Genomic DNA, 16,753 nt, shown 5'->3' with positions numbered 1-16,753 from the left:
CGGTCCTTGCCCCGGGGCCGGGCCGACGGGCGCCTCAGTGCTCGGCGACCGCCCGCGCGTAGCTCGCGAGATGCGCCTCGGCGCTGGCCGCCCAGGTGAACTCCCGGGCCCGGGCGAGACCGGCCTCACCGAGTTGCCTGCGCCGCTCGGCGTCATCGAGCAGGGCGCCCATCTCCCGGGCGATCGAGCCGGCGTCCGGCTGAGTGTAGGCGACGGCGTCGCCGCCGACTTCCGGCAGCGACAGACGCGGCGTGGTGAGAACCGGGGCGCCGCAGGCCATCGCCTCCAGCACCGGCAGCCCGAAGCCCTCACCGTGCGAGGGATACGCCACCAGTGACGAACCTCCCAGATAGCCCGGCAGGTCGGAGAAGCGCAGATAACCCGGCCGGATCACCCGCAGGTGGCTCGGCACCGAGGCGACGGCGGCATCGACGTCGTCGTCCCAGCCGGAGCCGCCGGCCAGGACGAGCGCGGGCGGCTCGTCCCGCCAGTGCACCGCCTCGGCCCAGCCCCGGATGAGGTTCGGCACGTTCTTGCGCGGCTCCAGCATCCCGAGGAACGCGACGTAGCGCGAGTCGCCGAGCCCGAGCCGGCGGCGCACCCGCCGCTTGTCCTCCTCGGTCGGCGGATGGAAGGTCGACGTGTCGACGCCGTGGTAGGCGACGTCGGTGGTCGTCGACTCCCCGTCGAGCACCCGCACCAACTCGTCCCGGGTGGCCTTCGAGGGGACGATGATCCGGGCCGCCCGGCGCACCGCGGTGCGCATCGCGGACCGGAAGAACGTGCCCTTCACCGCGGTGTGCATGTCGGGCTCGGTGAAGAAGGTGACATCGTGAATCGTCACGCACACGGGCTGGTGCGCCCGCAACGGCATCGTGTAGTGCGGTGAATGGATGACATCGGCATTCACCTGTTCGGCGACCAGTGGCAGCCCGGTCTGTTCCCAGGCCAACCGCGCGGGCCGGTGGGCGATGGCCGCCGGCCCGGACAGAACGGTGGCGTGTGGGGCCATCCGGCTGTAGCGTTCCTCATCCGACCGTTGGCAGACGAGCGCCATGTCCGCGCCGGTCGCGCCCAGCGCCGCGACCAACCCGTCGACATAACGCCCTACGCCACCACGGTCGGCCGGGACCGAAGTGGCGTCGACGAGCACCCGGGGTCCCACGGCGCTCCCTCCCTGACGCGCCACCCGCGACGGGGTGGTCGCTTGCTTCACGGTGACCGCTTGCTTCTCAACGGGGGCAACACTACGCCCGCCCGTCGTCGGCGACGGACACGGCGGGGGAACCGCTGACTCGACGGTAGAGCGCCCACGTCGCCAGTGCTGCCCCTTTCCAGGTAAATGACCGGGCACGGAGACGTCCAGACTCCGACAGCCGCCCCCGCAGGTCCGGATCGCCCATGACCTTCGCCACCGCGGCGCCCAGCGCGGCCGGGTCGTCCACCCCGACCACCACGGCGGCGTCCCCGCCGACCTCGACCAGCGCGGGGGCATCCGAGACGATGACCGGCACACCGTGCGCCATCGCCTCGACGACCGGCAGCCCGAAGCCCTCCGACCGGCTCGGCGCGAGCAATACGCCCGCACGGGACAGGACCACGGCGAGATCCTCGTCACTGAGCCGCCCAAGGGTGCGCACCCGGTCCGCGCCCAGACCGTGCCTGGCCGCCGCCGCGCGCACGTCCAGCCCACCCCAACCGGTCGCGCCGACGTGGACCAACGGCAGGCCCGGATCGTCCGGTCGTCGCAGCGCCGCGAGCGCGGTGTCGAGGCCCTTACGGGGTTCGAGCGTGGCGAGGGTGAGTAGATAACGCCCCGGAGGGGGTAGCCCCATCCGCGCGGCGCGGGCGTCGGCATCGGGCGGAACCCGGACCACCGCGTCGGCGACTCCCTCCCCGATCGCGTGCAGGCGATCTTCGGGGATCGGCAGATGCCGGGCGATCTCGGCCGCCACCGCGAGCGTCGGCACGACGATCGCGTCGGCGTGGCGTGCGGCCCGTTCGCCCATCAGCCGGTGCCACCGGACCCCGTGCGGGGTCAGGGTCTCGGGATGCGTCCAGGGAACGGCGTCGTGGATCGTCACGACGAGCTTCGGGCGCGGCCGGCGCCGGTCCAGGGCATCGCCCAGGGCCGGCGCGACGGTTCCGGAGGCCCAGGAAGCCAGCGACGGACGGGGCGGCGCGCCGGAAAGTCCGGAAGGTGGATATGAGTCCACATAACCAGGGGAGCACCGATAACCAGGAGAACGCCGATAACCAGGAGAACGCCGGGAGCCACCGGACCGTTGCCCGCGCCGGGACCCGGTCCGGTCGTCGAGGCCGCGCAGGGCGTCCGCCACCGAACCGGTCACGAACCCCCGGGTGCCACCCGCGGGTGGCACCAGCAGGGTCGGAGCGTGAATGACGTCTACCCCCGTCGGAGCCGGACCCACGCCACGCGCCCAGGCCACGGCGAGTGCGCGGCGAGGCAGACCGAGCCGGAACGGACCGAGGACGCCGGGCAGCACGGCCGGACCGACCTCTCGGCGCCCGGCACACCACCCGGTCACCCGATCCTCGGGAGCGGCGGTGCGGGCGAGCGCCGCCGCGAGTTCGGCGGAGTAGCGCCCGGTCCCGCCGGGAACCGGCGCGAGCAGCTGCTCGACAAGGAAACCCACACGCACGGGTCACAGTCTGCCCCTGCCTCCTCCGTCCCCGGACAGCCGGCCCGGTCCCCGGACAGCCGGGGCCGGCGGGTCAGCGGGTCAGCGGCCGCGGGCGCGCAGAGCCGCGAGTACCATCACGACGCAGGAGATCCCGCCGACCAGGTATCCCCAGCCCCGATGGCCGAAGAGCGCGAACCCGGCACCCGTCCCGGCCACGATCAGCCCGAACAGCAGCACTGTCAGGACGGCGGCGAGGATGCGCTGGTTGCGCAGGGAGGTGGGGGGCGCCGGCGGGCCCGTCCGCGGGTCGTGCTCCGGCTGCCGGCGCGGTTCACGGCCGGGGCCCGGGCCTGCCGACCGGCCGGCGGGCGCCATCGTTCAGCCCTCCCGTCTGCGGGCGTGGGTGAGTACGACGCTGCCCGCGGTGTCGGGAGCCCGCCGGTCCGACAGGGCGACGGCCGGCGAGAGCACGGCCGCGGCGTTCCATCCCGTCCTGCCGCCCTTGGCGGACAAAGTCAGGTAGAGCCGCTCGGCGCGTTCGCTGCGGAACATGTACGTCTGCCGGATGACCTCAAGCCCGACATCATCGAGCAGCTTGGCGAGATGGTCGCCGGAATAGGTGTGCCTGACGTGGTAGCGCTCGCGGTGCCGGTCGAACAGGTCCGGCCAGGACGCCGCCCGGGTGAGGGCGTCGGCGGACATCACCAGGTCGCCACCCGGACGCAGCACCCGCGCCATCTCGGCAAGCGCGGCCGGACCATCGTCGAAGTGCTCGATGGCGCAGACCGACATGACGACGTCGAACGTGGCCGCGGCGAACGGCAGCGCCAAGGCGTCCCCCTCGACGAGCCCGGGATGCCCGCGCAGCCGGCGACCGAACTGCAGCTTGTGCCGGGCGAGGTCGAGGCACACCGCCCGAGCCCCGCGACGGACGGCCTGGCCGGCCCAGTAGCCGTCACCGCCGGCCACATCGAGCAGGGTGCGCCCGGCCAGTTCTCCCGCCCACGACAGCAGGGTGCCGACCTCCCGGCGGCGCATGACATGTACCTGATGGCCCACGAAGGCGAGGGCGTCGTCCCGCACCGGGCTCACAGGTCGGCCCCGCCCGTCCAGTCAGCCCCGCCGATCCGGTCCGCCTTGCTCATTCCACTCCGCCTTCCGAGTCCACGATTCACCCGTGGGCCGTGACCCATGGATGGGCCGTGACCCATGGATGGGCCGTGACTCGCGTATGCGCCACGGCTCATGTGCGCCCAAGCGCGCCCAACGTCACATCAAGGTAACGCTCCCACGCCCCGTCAACGTCCGGCGGTATGACCTTCGAGCGCAAACCGGCGAGCACGCCGGGCTCGTAGAGCCGCCGCAGCGCCACCGCCAGCGCCTCCGCGTCGTCGGGCGGCACGAGTAGACCGTCCACCCCATCGCGGACCGTGGTGGCGAGCGTTCCCACCGTGGTCGCCACGACCGGCACGCCGTGCAGGTGCGCGAGACCGACGTTCTGCGACGCCGTTCCGGCCCGGTAGGGAAGCACCAGGGCGTCGGCACCAGCGAACAGCGCGGGCACCTCCGCCGCGTCGACATAGCCCGACCGCAGGTCCACCCGGGTGGCCAGGCCGAGCTCCTCGACCAGCCGGGCGATCTCCCCCGTCCCGCCCCAGAACTCGCCGGCGACGGTGAGACGGACGTCCGCCGGCCCGCGGGCCAACGCCCGCAGCAGGACGTCCAGTCCCTTGTACGGCCGCACCAGCCCGAAGAACAGCAGGTTGCGCCGGGTGACGTCGGCGGATGGCCCACCGCGGCCGGCCACCGGCCCGGGCGGCGAGGACGACAGAGCCGAGGACCACAGGTGCGTGGCCATCTCGGCCACCAGGACCGGAGCAGGGGTGAGGCGCGCGGCGAGCTCCGCCTGGGCCGGCGTGTGGACGAGAACAGCCGACGACCGGCGCAGCACCGCACTGGTCAGCGGTTCGTCCACGGCCCGGCGCTCGTGTGGCAGGACGTTGTGGCAGAGCGCGACGACCGTGGGACCCGCACCCCCGGGGTCCGCACCCCCGGAACCCGCTCGCCCGGAAGCCGTGCCCCGGCCGCGCGGCCCCCGGGCCCGCAGTGCGCCGAGGACGCCCAGGTACGCCGGGGCCTGCACGGGAGTGACGACGACCAGGATCACCGCGTCGGCCTGCCGCCGCAGGCGCCTGCCGAGCCGGATCCATCCGTCCGGCCGGCGCCACGACAACGGGTAGCGGGTGACCTCGAACGGCTCCATCTCGGGCTCGGTGACGCGCTGCACGCCGGGATAGAGCCGCGCGGGGTACTGCGCCGACCAGGACTCGACCGCCACCTCGTGGCCCCGCGCCGACAGCCGGTGCGCGAGCTCGGTGGTGTGCTGCGCGATCCCCCCCTTGTAGGGATGGGTCGGACCGACGATCGCGATGCGCACGCCGGTCAGGTGTCGCTGCGCGAGCGGGCCACCAGATCGCCGATCAACGCCAGCACGACGATCTGGAAGCCGACCAGAATCGCCAGCAGCGTTGACGTCGCCACATGGAAGTCGTAGCGGATCAGGTCCACGATCAGCTTGACGAAACCCAAGCCCATGATCCACAGGGCGACCGGCATGAGAACCTTGATCGGATCGAAGTACATCACCATCCGCAGCACCTGAAGGATGTAACGCCGCGCGTCCCGGAAGGGATGGAACTTCGACGTTCCGGACCGTTTTGCGTAATCGATCGGGATGTAATCCACCGGATGCTGGTTCGACAGGAAGGACATCGTGATCGTGGTGACGCAGGAGAAACCGGGGGGCAGCAGCCGCAGATAGGGCAGGGAGACGTCCCGGCGGAAGGCGCGAAGCCCGGAGTTGAGGTCGGGAATCTTCATGCCGGACAGCCGCTGGGCGATCATCCGGATGAACCATTTCGCCGGCACCCGGGCCCACTTGTGAGTGCCCTCCTCGGTGCGGCGCGCCCCGACGACCTGGTCGACGTCGAGGTTGTCGTCCAGGTAACGGACGAACTCCGGGATGCGCTCGTTCGGGTACGTCATGTCCGCGTCGGTCCAGACGACGATCTTGCCGCGGGCCTCCTGGGTCCCGATCCGGCGGGCCGTGCCGGAACCACCGTTGCGGCGGAACGGCATCACCCGCATGCGCGGAAACCGCGGGGCCACCTCGCGCAGCACCGCGAGCGTGTTGTCGGTCGACTTGTCGTCGATCGCCAGGACCTCGTAGGAGTAACCGCTCGCGTCCATCGCGGCGGTGATGCGCTCGAGTTCGAGCAGCACATGGTCCTGCTCGTTGTAGCAGGGCAGCACGATGGTCACGTAGGGGGCGTCCGGACCGACGGCGGCGACGCCGTCCCCGGAAGCCGCCTGCACTGGGGTGCCGGCCTGCGGATGTTCAGGTCGGTGGATGGCGCTGACACTCACGTCGGTGTGGCTCCCGGTCGTCGTTCCGGCCCAGCGGCGTCCCGGGCCGGCGTCCTGGCGGTCCGACGTCGTCGTTCCCGCTCCGATCGCCGGTCCGTGGCGGTGGTGCACGCTCCGTCGAGGGCTCGCGCACGACTCTAGGGTGGCACGCCCGACCCGGCGAGCCGACAGCCGGGCGGTCCGGCCACCTGGGCAGCGCCTACTGTTGCTCCGTGGGTGCGTTCAAAAGTGATCTGCGGGAGTATGTGCGGCACGTTCGTTCGCTGCGGGCGGCGCAGGAGACCTCGGCCCGCTCGTTCGTGGCCGGGCTGCGTTACCCGCTCGCATACAGGCAACCGATCTGGACCGGTTCCCCCACCGTGATCGAAGGCCGGGAGCGCATCGAGTTCGCCGAGGGCGCGGCGCTGCGGGTGGGGCTCGGCGCGTTCGGGCTGTCGACCCGACGCGATACCTCGATCATCCGGGTGCATCCCGAGGGCCGCCTGCGCTGCGAAGGTGTCGTGTCGCTGCAGCGGGGCGTGCGGATCGTCGTCGACTCGGGCGTGCTGGAACTCGGCCCCGGGGCGAACATCAACGGGTTCGCCAAGATCCTCGTGCGCGAACGCGTCTCGATCGGCGCCTGCTGCAACGTCTCGTGGGACACCCAGCTACTCGACAACGACTTTCACCCGATGGTCGTCGACGGCGTGGAGCAGCCGATGAGCGGACCGATCGTGCTGGAGGACCGGGCCTGGATCGGCGCGGGGGCCATCGTGCTCAAGGGCGTGACGATCGGCGAGAGCGCCGTCGTCGCCGCGGGCTCGGTGGTGACCCGGGACGTGCCGCCCAAAGCCGTCGCCGCCGGATCCCCCGCGAAGATCGTCGGCCACATCGACTCCTGGCGCTGATCCGGCGTCCGGATCACGCGCTCCGGACGCCGGACCTCGGACCTCGGACCTCGGACGCCAGGGTGGGAAGCCGGACGTCGGGGGCAGTCGGACGTCAAAGGCGGCCTCGGCTGTCCGCGTGCCACGCGGACACCTCCGCGGCCACGCCTAAACCGGAATCTTCGCCTCGCCGAAATCCGACAGATCCTGCTATCCGACAGGTCCTGCTATCCGGCGGACTTCGCAGCCGGATAGCCGAGGACATCCGTATCGACCTCCCGATTCAATGACGGTGAACCGGCCCTCGGGCGGTCAGGATGATGGTTGCGGGCTGCGACGTTGATGGTCCGGGAACACTGACGGTCCGGGAACACCGCGACAACGGTCTGGACACCCGCCCGGGAGCACCCTCACCACCGTGCGCGACCAGGGCTGACGGGAGAAGGGCACCCATGATGTCGACGGGGAATCGGGGGTCCGTAGCATGACTCCACCTTCGTCCGATGGGACTCTGCCACTCGTGGGTGACTCTGTGGATTCGACCGCAACGGCCCGCGCCGACGCCGAGGCCGGCGGAGACGTGTTCCCGATGGGGACGCGCTTCCGGCCGTGGGGGATTCTCCGCACCATCCCCGCGGCCATCTGGGTGATCACCCTGCTCTTCACCGCGCTGCTGGCCGGCTGGTCGGTGATGATGCCGCAATACCATGCGCCCGACGAACCAAACCACGTGGACGCTGTGATGCGGCTCGTCGAGGGCAAGGGCTGGCCGCATCCGGGCCATGCGATCGTGACGCAGGGCGGCGTGGGGGCGATCATGGCTGCCCCCTACGGATCCGAGGAGCGGCCCCGCGACCTGTCCGCCGGCCCGTTCACCGCGGCCGACGCCGTCCCCCGCCACGATCGTCCCAGCTGGGAGGAGTTGGACCGGACGCCGGCGCCGGAGGGTAGCATCCAGCAGCTCGTGCAGCATCCCCCGCTGTACTACTGGGTTGACGCCATGATTCTCAAGGCCGTCCCCGGCGGTGGCGACCACCTGCGCTGGGACGAGATCATCGGGATCCTGCGCCTGATCAGCGTGGCAATGGTCGCGCCGTTGCCGTTGCTCGCCTGGGCCGGGGCGAACCGGCTCAGCGGTGGCAGCCGGGTGGCGGGGATCTGTGCCGCCCTGGTACCGCTCGGGATCCCCCAGCTCACCCACATCGGATCCAGCGTCAACAACGACAACCTGCTGGTTCTGACCAGCGGCCTGGCCACGGTCTCGATCGTCTACGTGCTGCGCGGGGACACCTCCCTGCGCACCGCGACCTGGACGGGGGTCTTCGTCGGCCTCGCCCTGATGACGAAGTCACTGGCGATCACGCTGGTTCCCATGGCGGCGCTGGCCTACCTCGTCGCCTGGGGCCGGGCCCGACGCGACGCCCGGGCTGCGTGGGCGCGGGGACCAGCGGTCGCCGTGGCAGTAACCGGACCAGCCGCCATCGCCCCTTACCCGGCCACCCCTTACCCCGCCGGCCCCCGCACAACCGGCCCCCGCACAACGGGCCCTCACCCCACCGGGACGGAGCCCTTCCTGCTCGCCGAGGCCGGACCCGCGGGACCACCCGCCTCCGCGCTTCGCGTGCCCTGGCGCCAGCTGCTGCTTGGCGGCGCGCTGGCGATCGCGCTCGGCGGCTGGTGGTGGATCGTCAACATCGTCCGCTACGGCACCTTCCAACCGGAGACGCCGGGATTCCCGCTCGGCCAGTATCTGGGCGACGACTGGGGTGCCTACACCGAGCTGCTGATCAACGGGACGATCCTGCGCTGGTGGGGATCCTTCGGATGGTTCGAGGTCAACCTGACGACGGTCCCGGTGCGCACGGGCACCGCCGTCGTCATCGTCTTCTTCGCCCTCGCCCTCATCCGGGCCCGGACCGGACGCATCCGGGTGGACCTGCTGTTCCTGCTCTGGCCCACCTGGGCGCTGTTCGGCCTGATGACCCTGCAGTCCGCGAAGAACTTCGACAGGTACTTCCACGTCAGCGGGATCTCCGGCCGCTACCTGTACGCGGGCCTGGCGTCGCTGGCGATCGGGGTCGGGATGGGTGCGGCGGCGACCGGCCGTTATCTCTCCCGGATCATGCCGCTGCTCTTCCTGGCCGGCGCGACCACCCTGCAGGCCTGGGCGATCTCGATGGTGTTTCCGCACTTCTGGCGACCCACGGGCGGCGACCTCAGCGACGCGTGGGACGCGATGGTGGCGTGGGCCCCATGGCCGCAGGGCGCCCTGACGTGGCTTGCCGGCGCGGTGTGCGTCCTCGCCGTGGCAGCCCTGGCCTGCTGCATCGGGGTCCTTGTCACCGGCGGTCCGGCCACCCGCTCCGCCGGCGGGGCCCCCGCTCAGCCTCCGTCCTCGTCCAGGGGACGGTCGCCATCGACGGGACAGCGGCCGGCTCCACCCCTCGCGCCGTATCCGTCGCACCTGCCGCCGAAACGGCCGCGGACCGCCGGCGCGCCGGATGCCACCACCGGCTCGAAGGCGGTCACCGGCTCGGGCCCGGCGGCCGGCACGAGTCCGGAGCCCACCGGCCAGGGCCCCTCCGCCGCGGGGCATCCGCGCTCCCCCTGATCCGGCATCGCCGACAAGGAACCGGAAACCATCCGACCATCGTGCGCGTTCTCTCACGGAGAGTAACACTGAATCCTGGGCCTCGGACAAGGCGCAACCGGCCACGGCGGCGCTGCGCATCGGGGCTCGGGGGCCTCGGATGGTGATTCCGAGGCGCATAGGATCCGCGATGTCAACCATCTCGGTTCGGGAGGGGTCTTGCGCCGCAAGCGGGAGACGGGCAACGCGGGGACGGTGGCGCCCCCGTCCGCATCGCCCGCTCGACCCGACCCCGCCTCCGAAGCGAACCCCGTGGGACCCGAGACGCCCTCCGGACCCGCCGCTCGGTCGGGACGGGGGACGTCCTCGGCGCCGGGCTTCGGCCCGGTGGGCGGCAGCGGTCTGACGGGGCCGTCCATCGAGCCCCTCGACAGCGGTGACCCGACCGAACTGGGCCAGTTCACGCTGCTGGGACGCCTCGGTGAGGGCGGGATGGGGACCGTCTTCCTCGGGCGGGGCAGGCCGGACGTCGCCGAGCACGCCGGCCGGCTCGTCGCGGTCAAGGTCATTCGGCCCGACCTGGCCCGGGTGCCCGAGTTCCGGGCCCGGTTCCGCCGGGAGGCCGACATCGCGCGCCGGGTCGCCCGCTTCTGCACCGCCGAGGTACTCGGCGTCGTCGATCCGCCGGACGGGCGGCCCTACCTCGTCACCGAGTACATCGACGGCCTCACCCTCGCCCAGACGGTGGCCGCGGACGGCCCGCTGCGGTCGGCCGACCTGGAGCGCGTCGCGGTCAGCGTGGCCGCGGCGCTGACCGCCATCCACGGCGCCGGCCTCGTACACCGTGATCTCAAACCGTCCAACGTGCTGCTCTCAGCCTTGGGTCCCCGCGTCATCGACTTCGGCATCGCCCGGGCGCTGGACGCCCCGACGATGCTCAGCCAGGAGATCCAGCGGATCGGTACACCGGCGTTCATGGCCCCGGAGCAGGCCAACGGCGAGCCGGTGACGGCGGCGGCGGACGTCTTCGCGTGGGGTGGCCTGGTGACCTATGCGGGCACCGGTTCCTTCCCCTTCGGGGACGGGCCGACGCCGGTGCAGCTCTACCGCGTCGTACACCGCGAACCACTGCTCGACGGTCTCGCTCCAGCCCTGCGGCCGATCGTCGAAGAGGCCATGCGCAAGGACCCGGCCACCCGGCCGAGTGCCCAGGAGCTGTTCCTGCGTCTGGTCGGAATGGGTCCGACCACGCATCCCGACCCGGAGGTGACCCGCGTCATCCGTGCCGGGGTGTCGATGCCCGCGCCCCCGCAGCGGACCGACCCGGACCGCTGCGCGCCCGGACAGATGTCTGCCCCGGGCGGGTCTGCCTCAAGCGGGTCGGTCGGCGCCGGGCCGCCCGTCGACCTGTCGGCACGGGACCGCGGCCGGTGGAACTGGCGCCGCGTCGCGCTGCTGGCCGCCCCGCTCCTCGCGGTCCTGCTCATCGCGGCCCTCATACCATTCGCGCTCACCACCGGCAGTGACCGGCGGCCGAGCCGGGAGGAGACGGCCGCTCGCGTCGCTCTGGCCGCCGAGGCCGTCCGCAACTCCGATGCGAACCTGGCCGCCCGGCTGTCCCTGGCGGCCTACCGCATCAGCCCGGTGCGGGAGGCCCGCGCCGCCCTGCGCACCTCCTTCGCCGCCGCGACGGCGACGGTGCTCGACGGGCACACGCAGTCGGCGCTCGGTGTGGACATCAGCCGGGACGGGCGCCTGCTGGCCTCGACCGGTGCCGACAACCTCGTCCAGCTGTGGGACATCTCCGCGCGTTCCCATCCGGTGAAGCTCGCCACCCTGGCCAGGCACACCTCGTGGACGCTCGACGCGGCGTTCAGCCCGGACGGACGGCTGCTCGCCACGGTCAGCTACGACCGGTCGGTGATCCTGTGGGACCTCGGCGATCCGCGCCACCCCGTCGAACTCTCCGTCATCCTCGGACACAACGGCTGGGTACTCGACGCCGCGTTCAGCCCGGACGGGAAGGTCCTCGCCACCTCGGGCTATGACAACACGGCCCGGCTGTGGGACGTCACCGATCCGCGCCGCCCCAGTCAACTGTCCGTGCTCGACCGCCACACCAGTTGGGTGAACGAGGTCGCGTTCAGCCCGAATGGTCACCTGTTGGCGACCGCCAGCGCCGACCGGACGGCCCGGCTGTGGGACGTCACCGATCCGCGCCGGCCGCGACCGCTCGCGGCCATCACCGCGCACACCGACTACGTGTGGGCGGTCGCCTTCAGCCCGGACGGCCGGCGCCTCGCCACGGGCGCCTATGACGGTACGGCCCGAATCTGGGACATCACCAATCCGTCTCGGCCGGCGGCCACCGCTTCCTTCCCGGCCGACGAGAAATGGGTGTTCGACGTGGCGTTCAGCCCGGACGGCAGGACCCTGGCCACCGCGGGCTGGGACACCACGGTGCACCTGTGGGATGTCACCGAACCGGGCCGGCCGCCGGCGATCGGCACCATCACCGGGCACGGGGACTGGGTGCAGGCCCTGGCGTGGACACCGGACAGCCACAGCATCGCCACGGCAAGCGACGACTACACCGTGCGCATCAGCCGGATCGGTGACGCCGACCTGATCGCCGCCGCGTGCGCCGACCCGTCGAAGCAGATCACCGATGCCGAATGGCAGCGCCACATCTCAGACGTGCCCTACCAACCGGTCTGCTGACCATCCGAGGTCCGCTCCGAGGGCGGTCGCCGCATGCCCGGCGGCGCCGCTGCCGGCGGGGGTGGCACCGGGGTGGCCGAGCGACGGCGCAGCGCGGGCAGGGCGCCGCGACCCGCGCCGGCATCGGCGATCCGCGTCTGTACCCTCGCCAGGCGGTCCTGTCCGGTGGTGCTCAGCCGGGACCGCAGCACCGAGTTCGCGATCCGCGCGACCTGCATCAGCTTGGGCTCGTCGACGTCCGCGGCCGCCCAGTGGCTCTGGGCCCACCGCTCCTCGCGTTCCTGCTCGCGCCGGCGGAGCTCGGCGACCTCCTGCTCAAGCTGGGCGATACGGTGCAGGTGCTCGAGCTCGATGGCCGCGAGCCGGCTGCGCTCGTCGTCCAGGCGCGCCCACTCCCGCTGCCGCGCCCGGGCGACCGCCGCCGCGGTGTCCTGCAACCGCAGGACGTGCAGGTAGAGGTCGATGCGGTTGCGCTCCAGGCGGGAAAGTAGCCGGTTGGACACCCACGGAATGAGCAGGTCGGCGACGCGACGCGCCCAGGGAGCCCGCCGGTCGATCACCACGCCCAACCCGAAGATCGGTGCCACGGTGAAGAAACGCAGGTCAGGGTGGTCTGCGACGAAGTCCTCGACGGCCGTGCGCACCCCGTTACGCGGACCGCCCTCGGTCAGCGCCCAGGCGAAGGCTCCCATGCCCCGAAATCCCCCGGGAACCGTCTCCCTGTTGTCGATCTCGACACCGACGTCCCACGAGTGCGGCTGCCGGGCGCCCTCGGGAATGCGGTCGGGGTTGTAATACTGGTCGCGCCGGCCTGCCGGCCAGCCGACGTCGTGCAGGATCACCAGGGGAAAGTAGGACCGGCCGAACAAGGTGACCGCTCGGTCGATCTCGGTGAGCTCGCCGTGCACGGTGGCGTAGTTGTGGTCCCCGTCGATGAGGTAGGCGTCGGTCGGCGCGTGGCCGTCGAGCGCCTGCGGGCTGTGCCCCCGGATCACGTGCACATCGAGGCCCCCGCCGGAGGCCGGCGACACCCCGGGCTCGGGATCGATGACCACTAACCGCCCGCCACCGCCACGGCGCAGCAGGTCGACGAGGAGCGAGGTGGTGACCCCGCTCTCGGAACCGATCTCCGCGATGCTGCGCGCCCCGGACGTCTCCAGCAGCGGCACCCAGATCTCGCGCAGATCGGACAGGGAGTGCAGGAGCAGGGGCGCCAGCGTGGGTTCGGCGGCGTCCCCGACCTCGACGGCGTGATCGCCCTGCCAGGTGGGCGCCGTGCCTGGTCCGGTGCCCGGTCCGGTGCCTGGTCGGGCCTCGAGGTCCGTTCCGGCGTCCATCCCGGCGGCGACGGCGGCGAGCTCGGCGAAACTGTCCCGAACCTCGCTGCGCTCTGAGTCCGGGTGGTCCGTCACCGCGATCCCCCGAGCTCGCGCCGGATCTTGCGGGCCGCCCGCAGCGGCAGACCGTCGCGGGCGGGCTCCGCCGCGGGCAGGGCCAGCGGATCACCCCGGATGCCCATCCAGCCGAACGCCAGCTCGACGTCGAGGGCGTAGACCCCGGCGAGCTGCGGCTGTGTGGCGAGGTCGATCGTGTAGACGAACTGTGGGTCGTCCCCGGTGATCTCTACCAGGTTCGGCTGGAGCAGCCGGCAGCCGAGGAGGGCGAGCTGCTGGGCGGGATCGTCCAGCGAGGTGATGGTTATCTTGTCCGGCTCTGGGGTGTTGTTGATATGAAAGGACAGCGTCAGCCAGTCCAGGCGGAGCAGACCGCGCCGACCCGCCGGGTCGATGCGGATCCGGCGTACCCCGACCGCCTCCAGGCTGAGCCGGACGATCGACAGGCCGTCGCGGGCCGACCGGGTGACCGCCGTCTCCTTCGGACCGTTGACGAAGTCCCCGCCCGTGTCGATGTAGACCTCCACGGGCCCCGCCGCGGCCTCGGGCGAGACCTCCTCCGGCGGGATGCCCGCGGCGGCGGCCAGCCCGCTGATCACGGCCAGCGGCCGGTTCGCGACCCCGGCCACCCCGGCGGGCCAGTAAAGCTCGCGCATGGAGATCCGGTCGATGTCGGCCGGGGTGAGATACGGCATCCGGCGGACCAGCTCCGGCGGCAGCAGGCCCTCGGTGGCGTCGGAGCCGAAGTTGTCGTCGTGCGCCCAGGCACCGAAGGCCGCGGCCTCCACCGCGGTCGGCCGGGCGACGAAGCGGGTCAGCGTCCGCAGCCCCGCCTGGCGCGCCCCGGCGCAGGCCAGCGACGGCATCGGGGTCTCCGAGCGCCGGTAACGCAGCCATTCCCGCTGGAAGGCCAGGACGCCGTCCTGGACGGCGGCTCGCTGGGCGACCTGCGTCCGCGAGGTCCGGTCGATGCTGAGCACCGGATTACCCATCTCGTCGAAGGAGACCAGTGACCCGACGTCGGGCATGCAAAGCTGCTCGAGTACCTCGGGGCTACGCATGAGCTGGTTCGCCAGGGTCTCGGGCTGACCGCTTGTCGCAACATATCCCTCCAGCTCCAGACCGGCCAACCGGTGCGTCATCGCCGCCTGGTTCGTAGCCAGGTACAGGCCGAGGATGTCCAGCCCGCGGCCGGTGGAGGCGAGCAGCCGGGTGAGCAGCGCCTGGATCGTCCCGCCCCAGCCCAGGTCGAGGAAGACGACCCGGCCGCTCTCGGGTAGCTGGCTGTCGAGGTAGCGCACGTAACGCTCACGCAGGCGGGACGCGGTCAGCACGATCTCGCTGCGGATCCGCTCATCGGAACAGAGCGCCTCGAGGGTGTCGTCGAGCAGGCCGGGCACGTCGAGGCGGCGGTCGGCCAGCGCCGAGATGCCGGCGACGTTCTCCAGCCGGACCCCGAGCTGGCGCAGCAACTGCCCCACACTCGGCGCGTGCCGACGGACCAGGAAGCTCCTGAGCTCCTCGGGGTTGCCCTCGAAGACGTTGGCCAGCGCGCACACCTGCCGCGACGCCCACAGCGTCGAAATGGTGACCCCGACATCCTCGCCGGGACCGACGAGCAGGCGGGAAAGGAAGTCGCCCTCCCGCATCAGGCAGTGGATGTGGTCGGCGCCGAAGTCACGGGCCCGTTCCACAGCCCACTCCGCGAAACCGGTGAAGACCGGCCCGAAGACCGTCGCGCCGGCCTCCCAGTACCGGCGCAGCCCCGCGGGGACCGCGAGGGCGTCGGCACGGTGCAGTGACCGGGCTCGCAACGCGGTCATCCCGTAGTCGCCGTCTACCGGGTCGATCGGGAGGTCGTCGCTCGGCGCCTTACGCAGACCCTCGAGCTCAAGGGTCTGCTCCAGCGCCCCGGAGTACTTCGGGTAATGGATGGCGACAAGCCCGTGCTCGCGGGCGCCCTCGACGTCGGCGACGGGGTGGTCGCCAAGGTGCACGACCCGGGACGGCCGCAGGTTCGACGCTGCGAGCATGTGCTGGAACAGCCCGTCACTCTTCGACGTCCCTGCGTCGGAGGAGGTGAAGATGTGGGTGAAGGGCACGCCGGCCAGCTCCGGCCGGTTCAGCAGCCGTTCGAGCTGGCCGGCCGAGAAGTACGTGTCGGACAGCAGGTAGACCGGCAGGCCGAGCTTCGTCATGGCGAGCTCGGCGAGCTCCACCACGGCGAGGTCGGCGCGGCAGAGCTCGCGTTCGACCGCGACCTCTGCGTCCAGGAGGTCCTGGACGCCGGGGGCACCGGGTAGCGCAGGCAGCAGCAGCTGCCAGATCTCGTCCAGCCGCACCTCATGGGTACCGCGGGTGGCCTCGGCGTGCAGGCGGGCCAGCTGCTCGGCGTGGACCCGCAGCCGGGCAAACTCGCCCGGGGAGACGCTGGCGGGCAGGTGGCCCGCGTCCGCGAGCCGCCGGCCCAACAGCACGAAGGCATGGGCGGGCTCTGGCACCATGCGCCACAGGAGGGTGTCGAAGACATCCAGAGTCAGGGCCTGTGCCCCGCCCGACTCCAGGTGCGACCACACTTCGCGTAGCCGGACGTCGGTGAACACGACCGTCCTCTCCGTGCGGCCGGTTACGACCGCTCCATGCGGCCGGTTACGACCGCCTCCGCCGGGTCAGCCACGACGGCCGGCGTGCGTCGGGATTCTCCCCCGCGGCCTCGGCCGGCCGAAGCCAGATGGACGGATCAATACTATGAACCGTGCTCTGGCCGTCGGCCACCGGAGTGGGTGGCGTCGCCCGCCCGGCGATGGCACGGTACCGTCCGATTCTGACGAGAAGCGGGCCAGTTCGACCCTGGACACCATTGACTATTCTTCCGCAAGCAGGGCGATACTCTCGGTAGCCGGAAAAGACGGCCGGTCGAGTCGCGGAACCCGCTTGGACGTGGGACGAACCAGGGGCGCCTCGGTCTCGGTAGTGTTCAGGTCCCCGAAGTGTCGAGCCGAAGTGTCGAGCCGAAGTGTCGAGCCGAAGTGTCGAGGAGGAGCGGACAGGTGCAGCTCCAGTCGCGCCATGGCGGCGAGCGGTACCCGCGCGTTCGGGAGACGGGGAGGG

Annotated in this window: 11 protein-coding genes; 3 read left to right on the top strand and 8 right to left on the bottom strand. The window is 71.9% G+C overall.

Annotated elements, in window-relative coordinates; genetic code table 11:
* Positions 1-34: 34 nt before the first annotated feature.
* The 6 genes from FRANCCI3_RS03695 to FRANCCI3_RS03670 all read right to left on the bottom strand — a co-directional run bounded on the left by FRANCCI3_RS03695 (position 35) and on the right by FRANCCI3_RS03670 (position 6,071).
* Positions 35-1,165, bottom strand: coding sequence for a glycosyltransferase family 4 protein (locus FRANCCI3_RS03695; protein ID WP_011435188.1), 1,131 nt, complete (start codon positions 1,163-1,165; stop codon positions 35-37).
* Positions 1,166-1,247: 82 nt separating this feature from the next.
* Positions 1,248-2,663, bottom strand: a complete 1,416-nt coding sequence (locus FRANCCI3_RS03690) for a glycosyltransferase family 4 protein (RefSeq protein ID WP_011435187.1) — start codon at positions 2,661-2,663, stop codon at positions 1,248-1,250.
* A gap of 81 nt (positions 2,664-2,744) precedes the next feature.
* A complete protein-coding gene (locus FRANCCI3_RS03685; protein ID WP_011435186.1) occupies positions 2,745-3,020 on the bottom strand; it encodes a hypothetical protein in 276 nt (91 codons plus the stop codon).
* A gap of 3 nt (positions 3,021-3,023) precedes the next feature.
* Entirely contained in the window at positions 3,024-3,737 is a 714-nt protein-coding gene (locus FRANCCI3_RS03680) for a class I SAM-dependent methyltransferase (RefSeq protein WP_011435185.1), read from the bottom strand.
* Positions 3,738-3,888: 151 nt separating this feature from the next.
* Positions 3,889-5,082 carry a glycosyltransferase family 4 protein gene (locus FRANCCI3_RS03675; protein ID WP_011435184.1) on the bottom strand — a complete coding sequence of 398 codons (1,194 nt, stop codon included), beginning with the start codon at positions 5,080-5,082 and terminating at the stop codon, positions 3,889-3,891.
* Between the two features lie 5 nt (positions 5,083-5,087).
* Positions 5,088-6,071: a glycosyltransferase family 2 protein gene (locus FRANCCI3_RS03670; RefSeq protein WP_023839898.1), complete on the bottom strand. Its 984-nt coding sequence runs from the start codon at positions 6,069-6,071 to the stop codon at positions 5,088-5,090.
* A gap of 212 nt (positions 6,072-6,283) precedes the next feature.
* On the opposite strand from FRANCCI3_RS03670, the gene FRANCCI3_RS03665 reads away from it, so the two are divergent.
* The 3 genes from FRANCCI3_RS03665 (at position 6,284) to FRANCCI3_RS03655 (ending at position 12,248) form a co-directional block, all read left to right on the top strand.
* Complete coding sequence (locus tag FRANCCI3_RS03665) at positions 6,284-6,958, top strand: acyltransferase (RefSeq protein ID WP_011435182.1); 675 nt, start codon at positions 6,284-6,286, stop codon at positions 6,956-6,958.
* A 511-nt stretch (positions 6,959-7,469) separates the two neighbouring features.
* Positions 7,470-9,548 (top strand): DUF2142 domain-containing protein, encoded by a 2,079-nt coding sequence (locus FRANCCI3_RS03660; protein WP_235462814.1) that lies wholly within the window; start codon positions 7,470-7,472, stop codon positions 9,546-9,548.
* A gap of 366 nt (positions 9,549-9,914) precedes the next feature.
* Entirely contained in the window at positions 9,915-12,248 is a 2,334-nt protein-coding gene (locus FRANCCI3_RS03655; RefSeq protein WP_255353839.1) for a WD40 repeat domain-containing serine/threonine protein kinase, read from the top strand.
* On the opposite strand, the gene FRANCCI3_RS03650 is transcribed toward FRANCCI3_RS03655, so the two are convergent.
* Both FRANCCI3_RS03650 and FRANCCI3_RS03645 read right to left on the bottom strand, forming a co-directional pair.
* Positions 12,230-13,660, bottom strand: a complete 1,431-nt coding sequence (locus tag FRANCCI3_RS03650) for a class I SAM-dependent methyltransferase (protein ID WP_011435179.1) — start codon at positions 13,658-13,660, stop codon at positions 12,230-12,232. The genes FRANCCI3_RS03655 and FRANCCI3_RS03650 overlap by 19 nt on opposite strands.
* On the bottom strand, positions 13,657-16,245 hold the full coding sequence (locus tag FRANCCI3_RS03645) for an HAD family hydrolase (protein WP_011435178.1): 2,589 nt from the start codon (positions 16,243-16,245) through the stop codon (positions 13,657-13,659). The genes FRANCCI3_RS03650 and FRANCCI3_RS03645 overlap by 4 nt, the downstream gene beginning before the upstream one ends.
* Positions 16,246-16,753 lie beyond the last annotated feature (508 nt).

It is taken from the genome of Frankia casuarinae (assembly GCF_000013345.1).
Classification (GTDB): domain Bacteria; phylum Actinomycetota; class Actinomycetes; order Frankiales; family Frankiaceae; genus Frankia; species Frankia casuarinae.
Note: the sequence above shows the minus strand (reverse complement) of the source record. Positions and strands in the feature narration are given on the sequence as shown.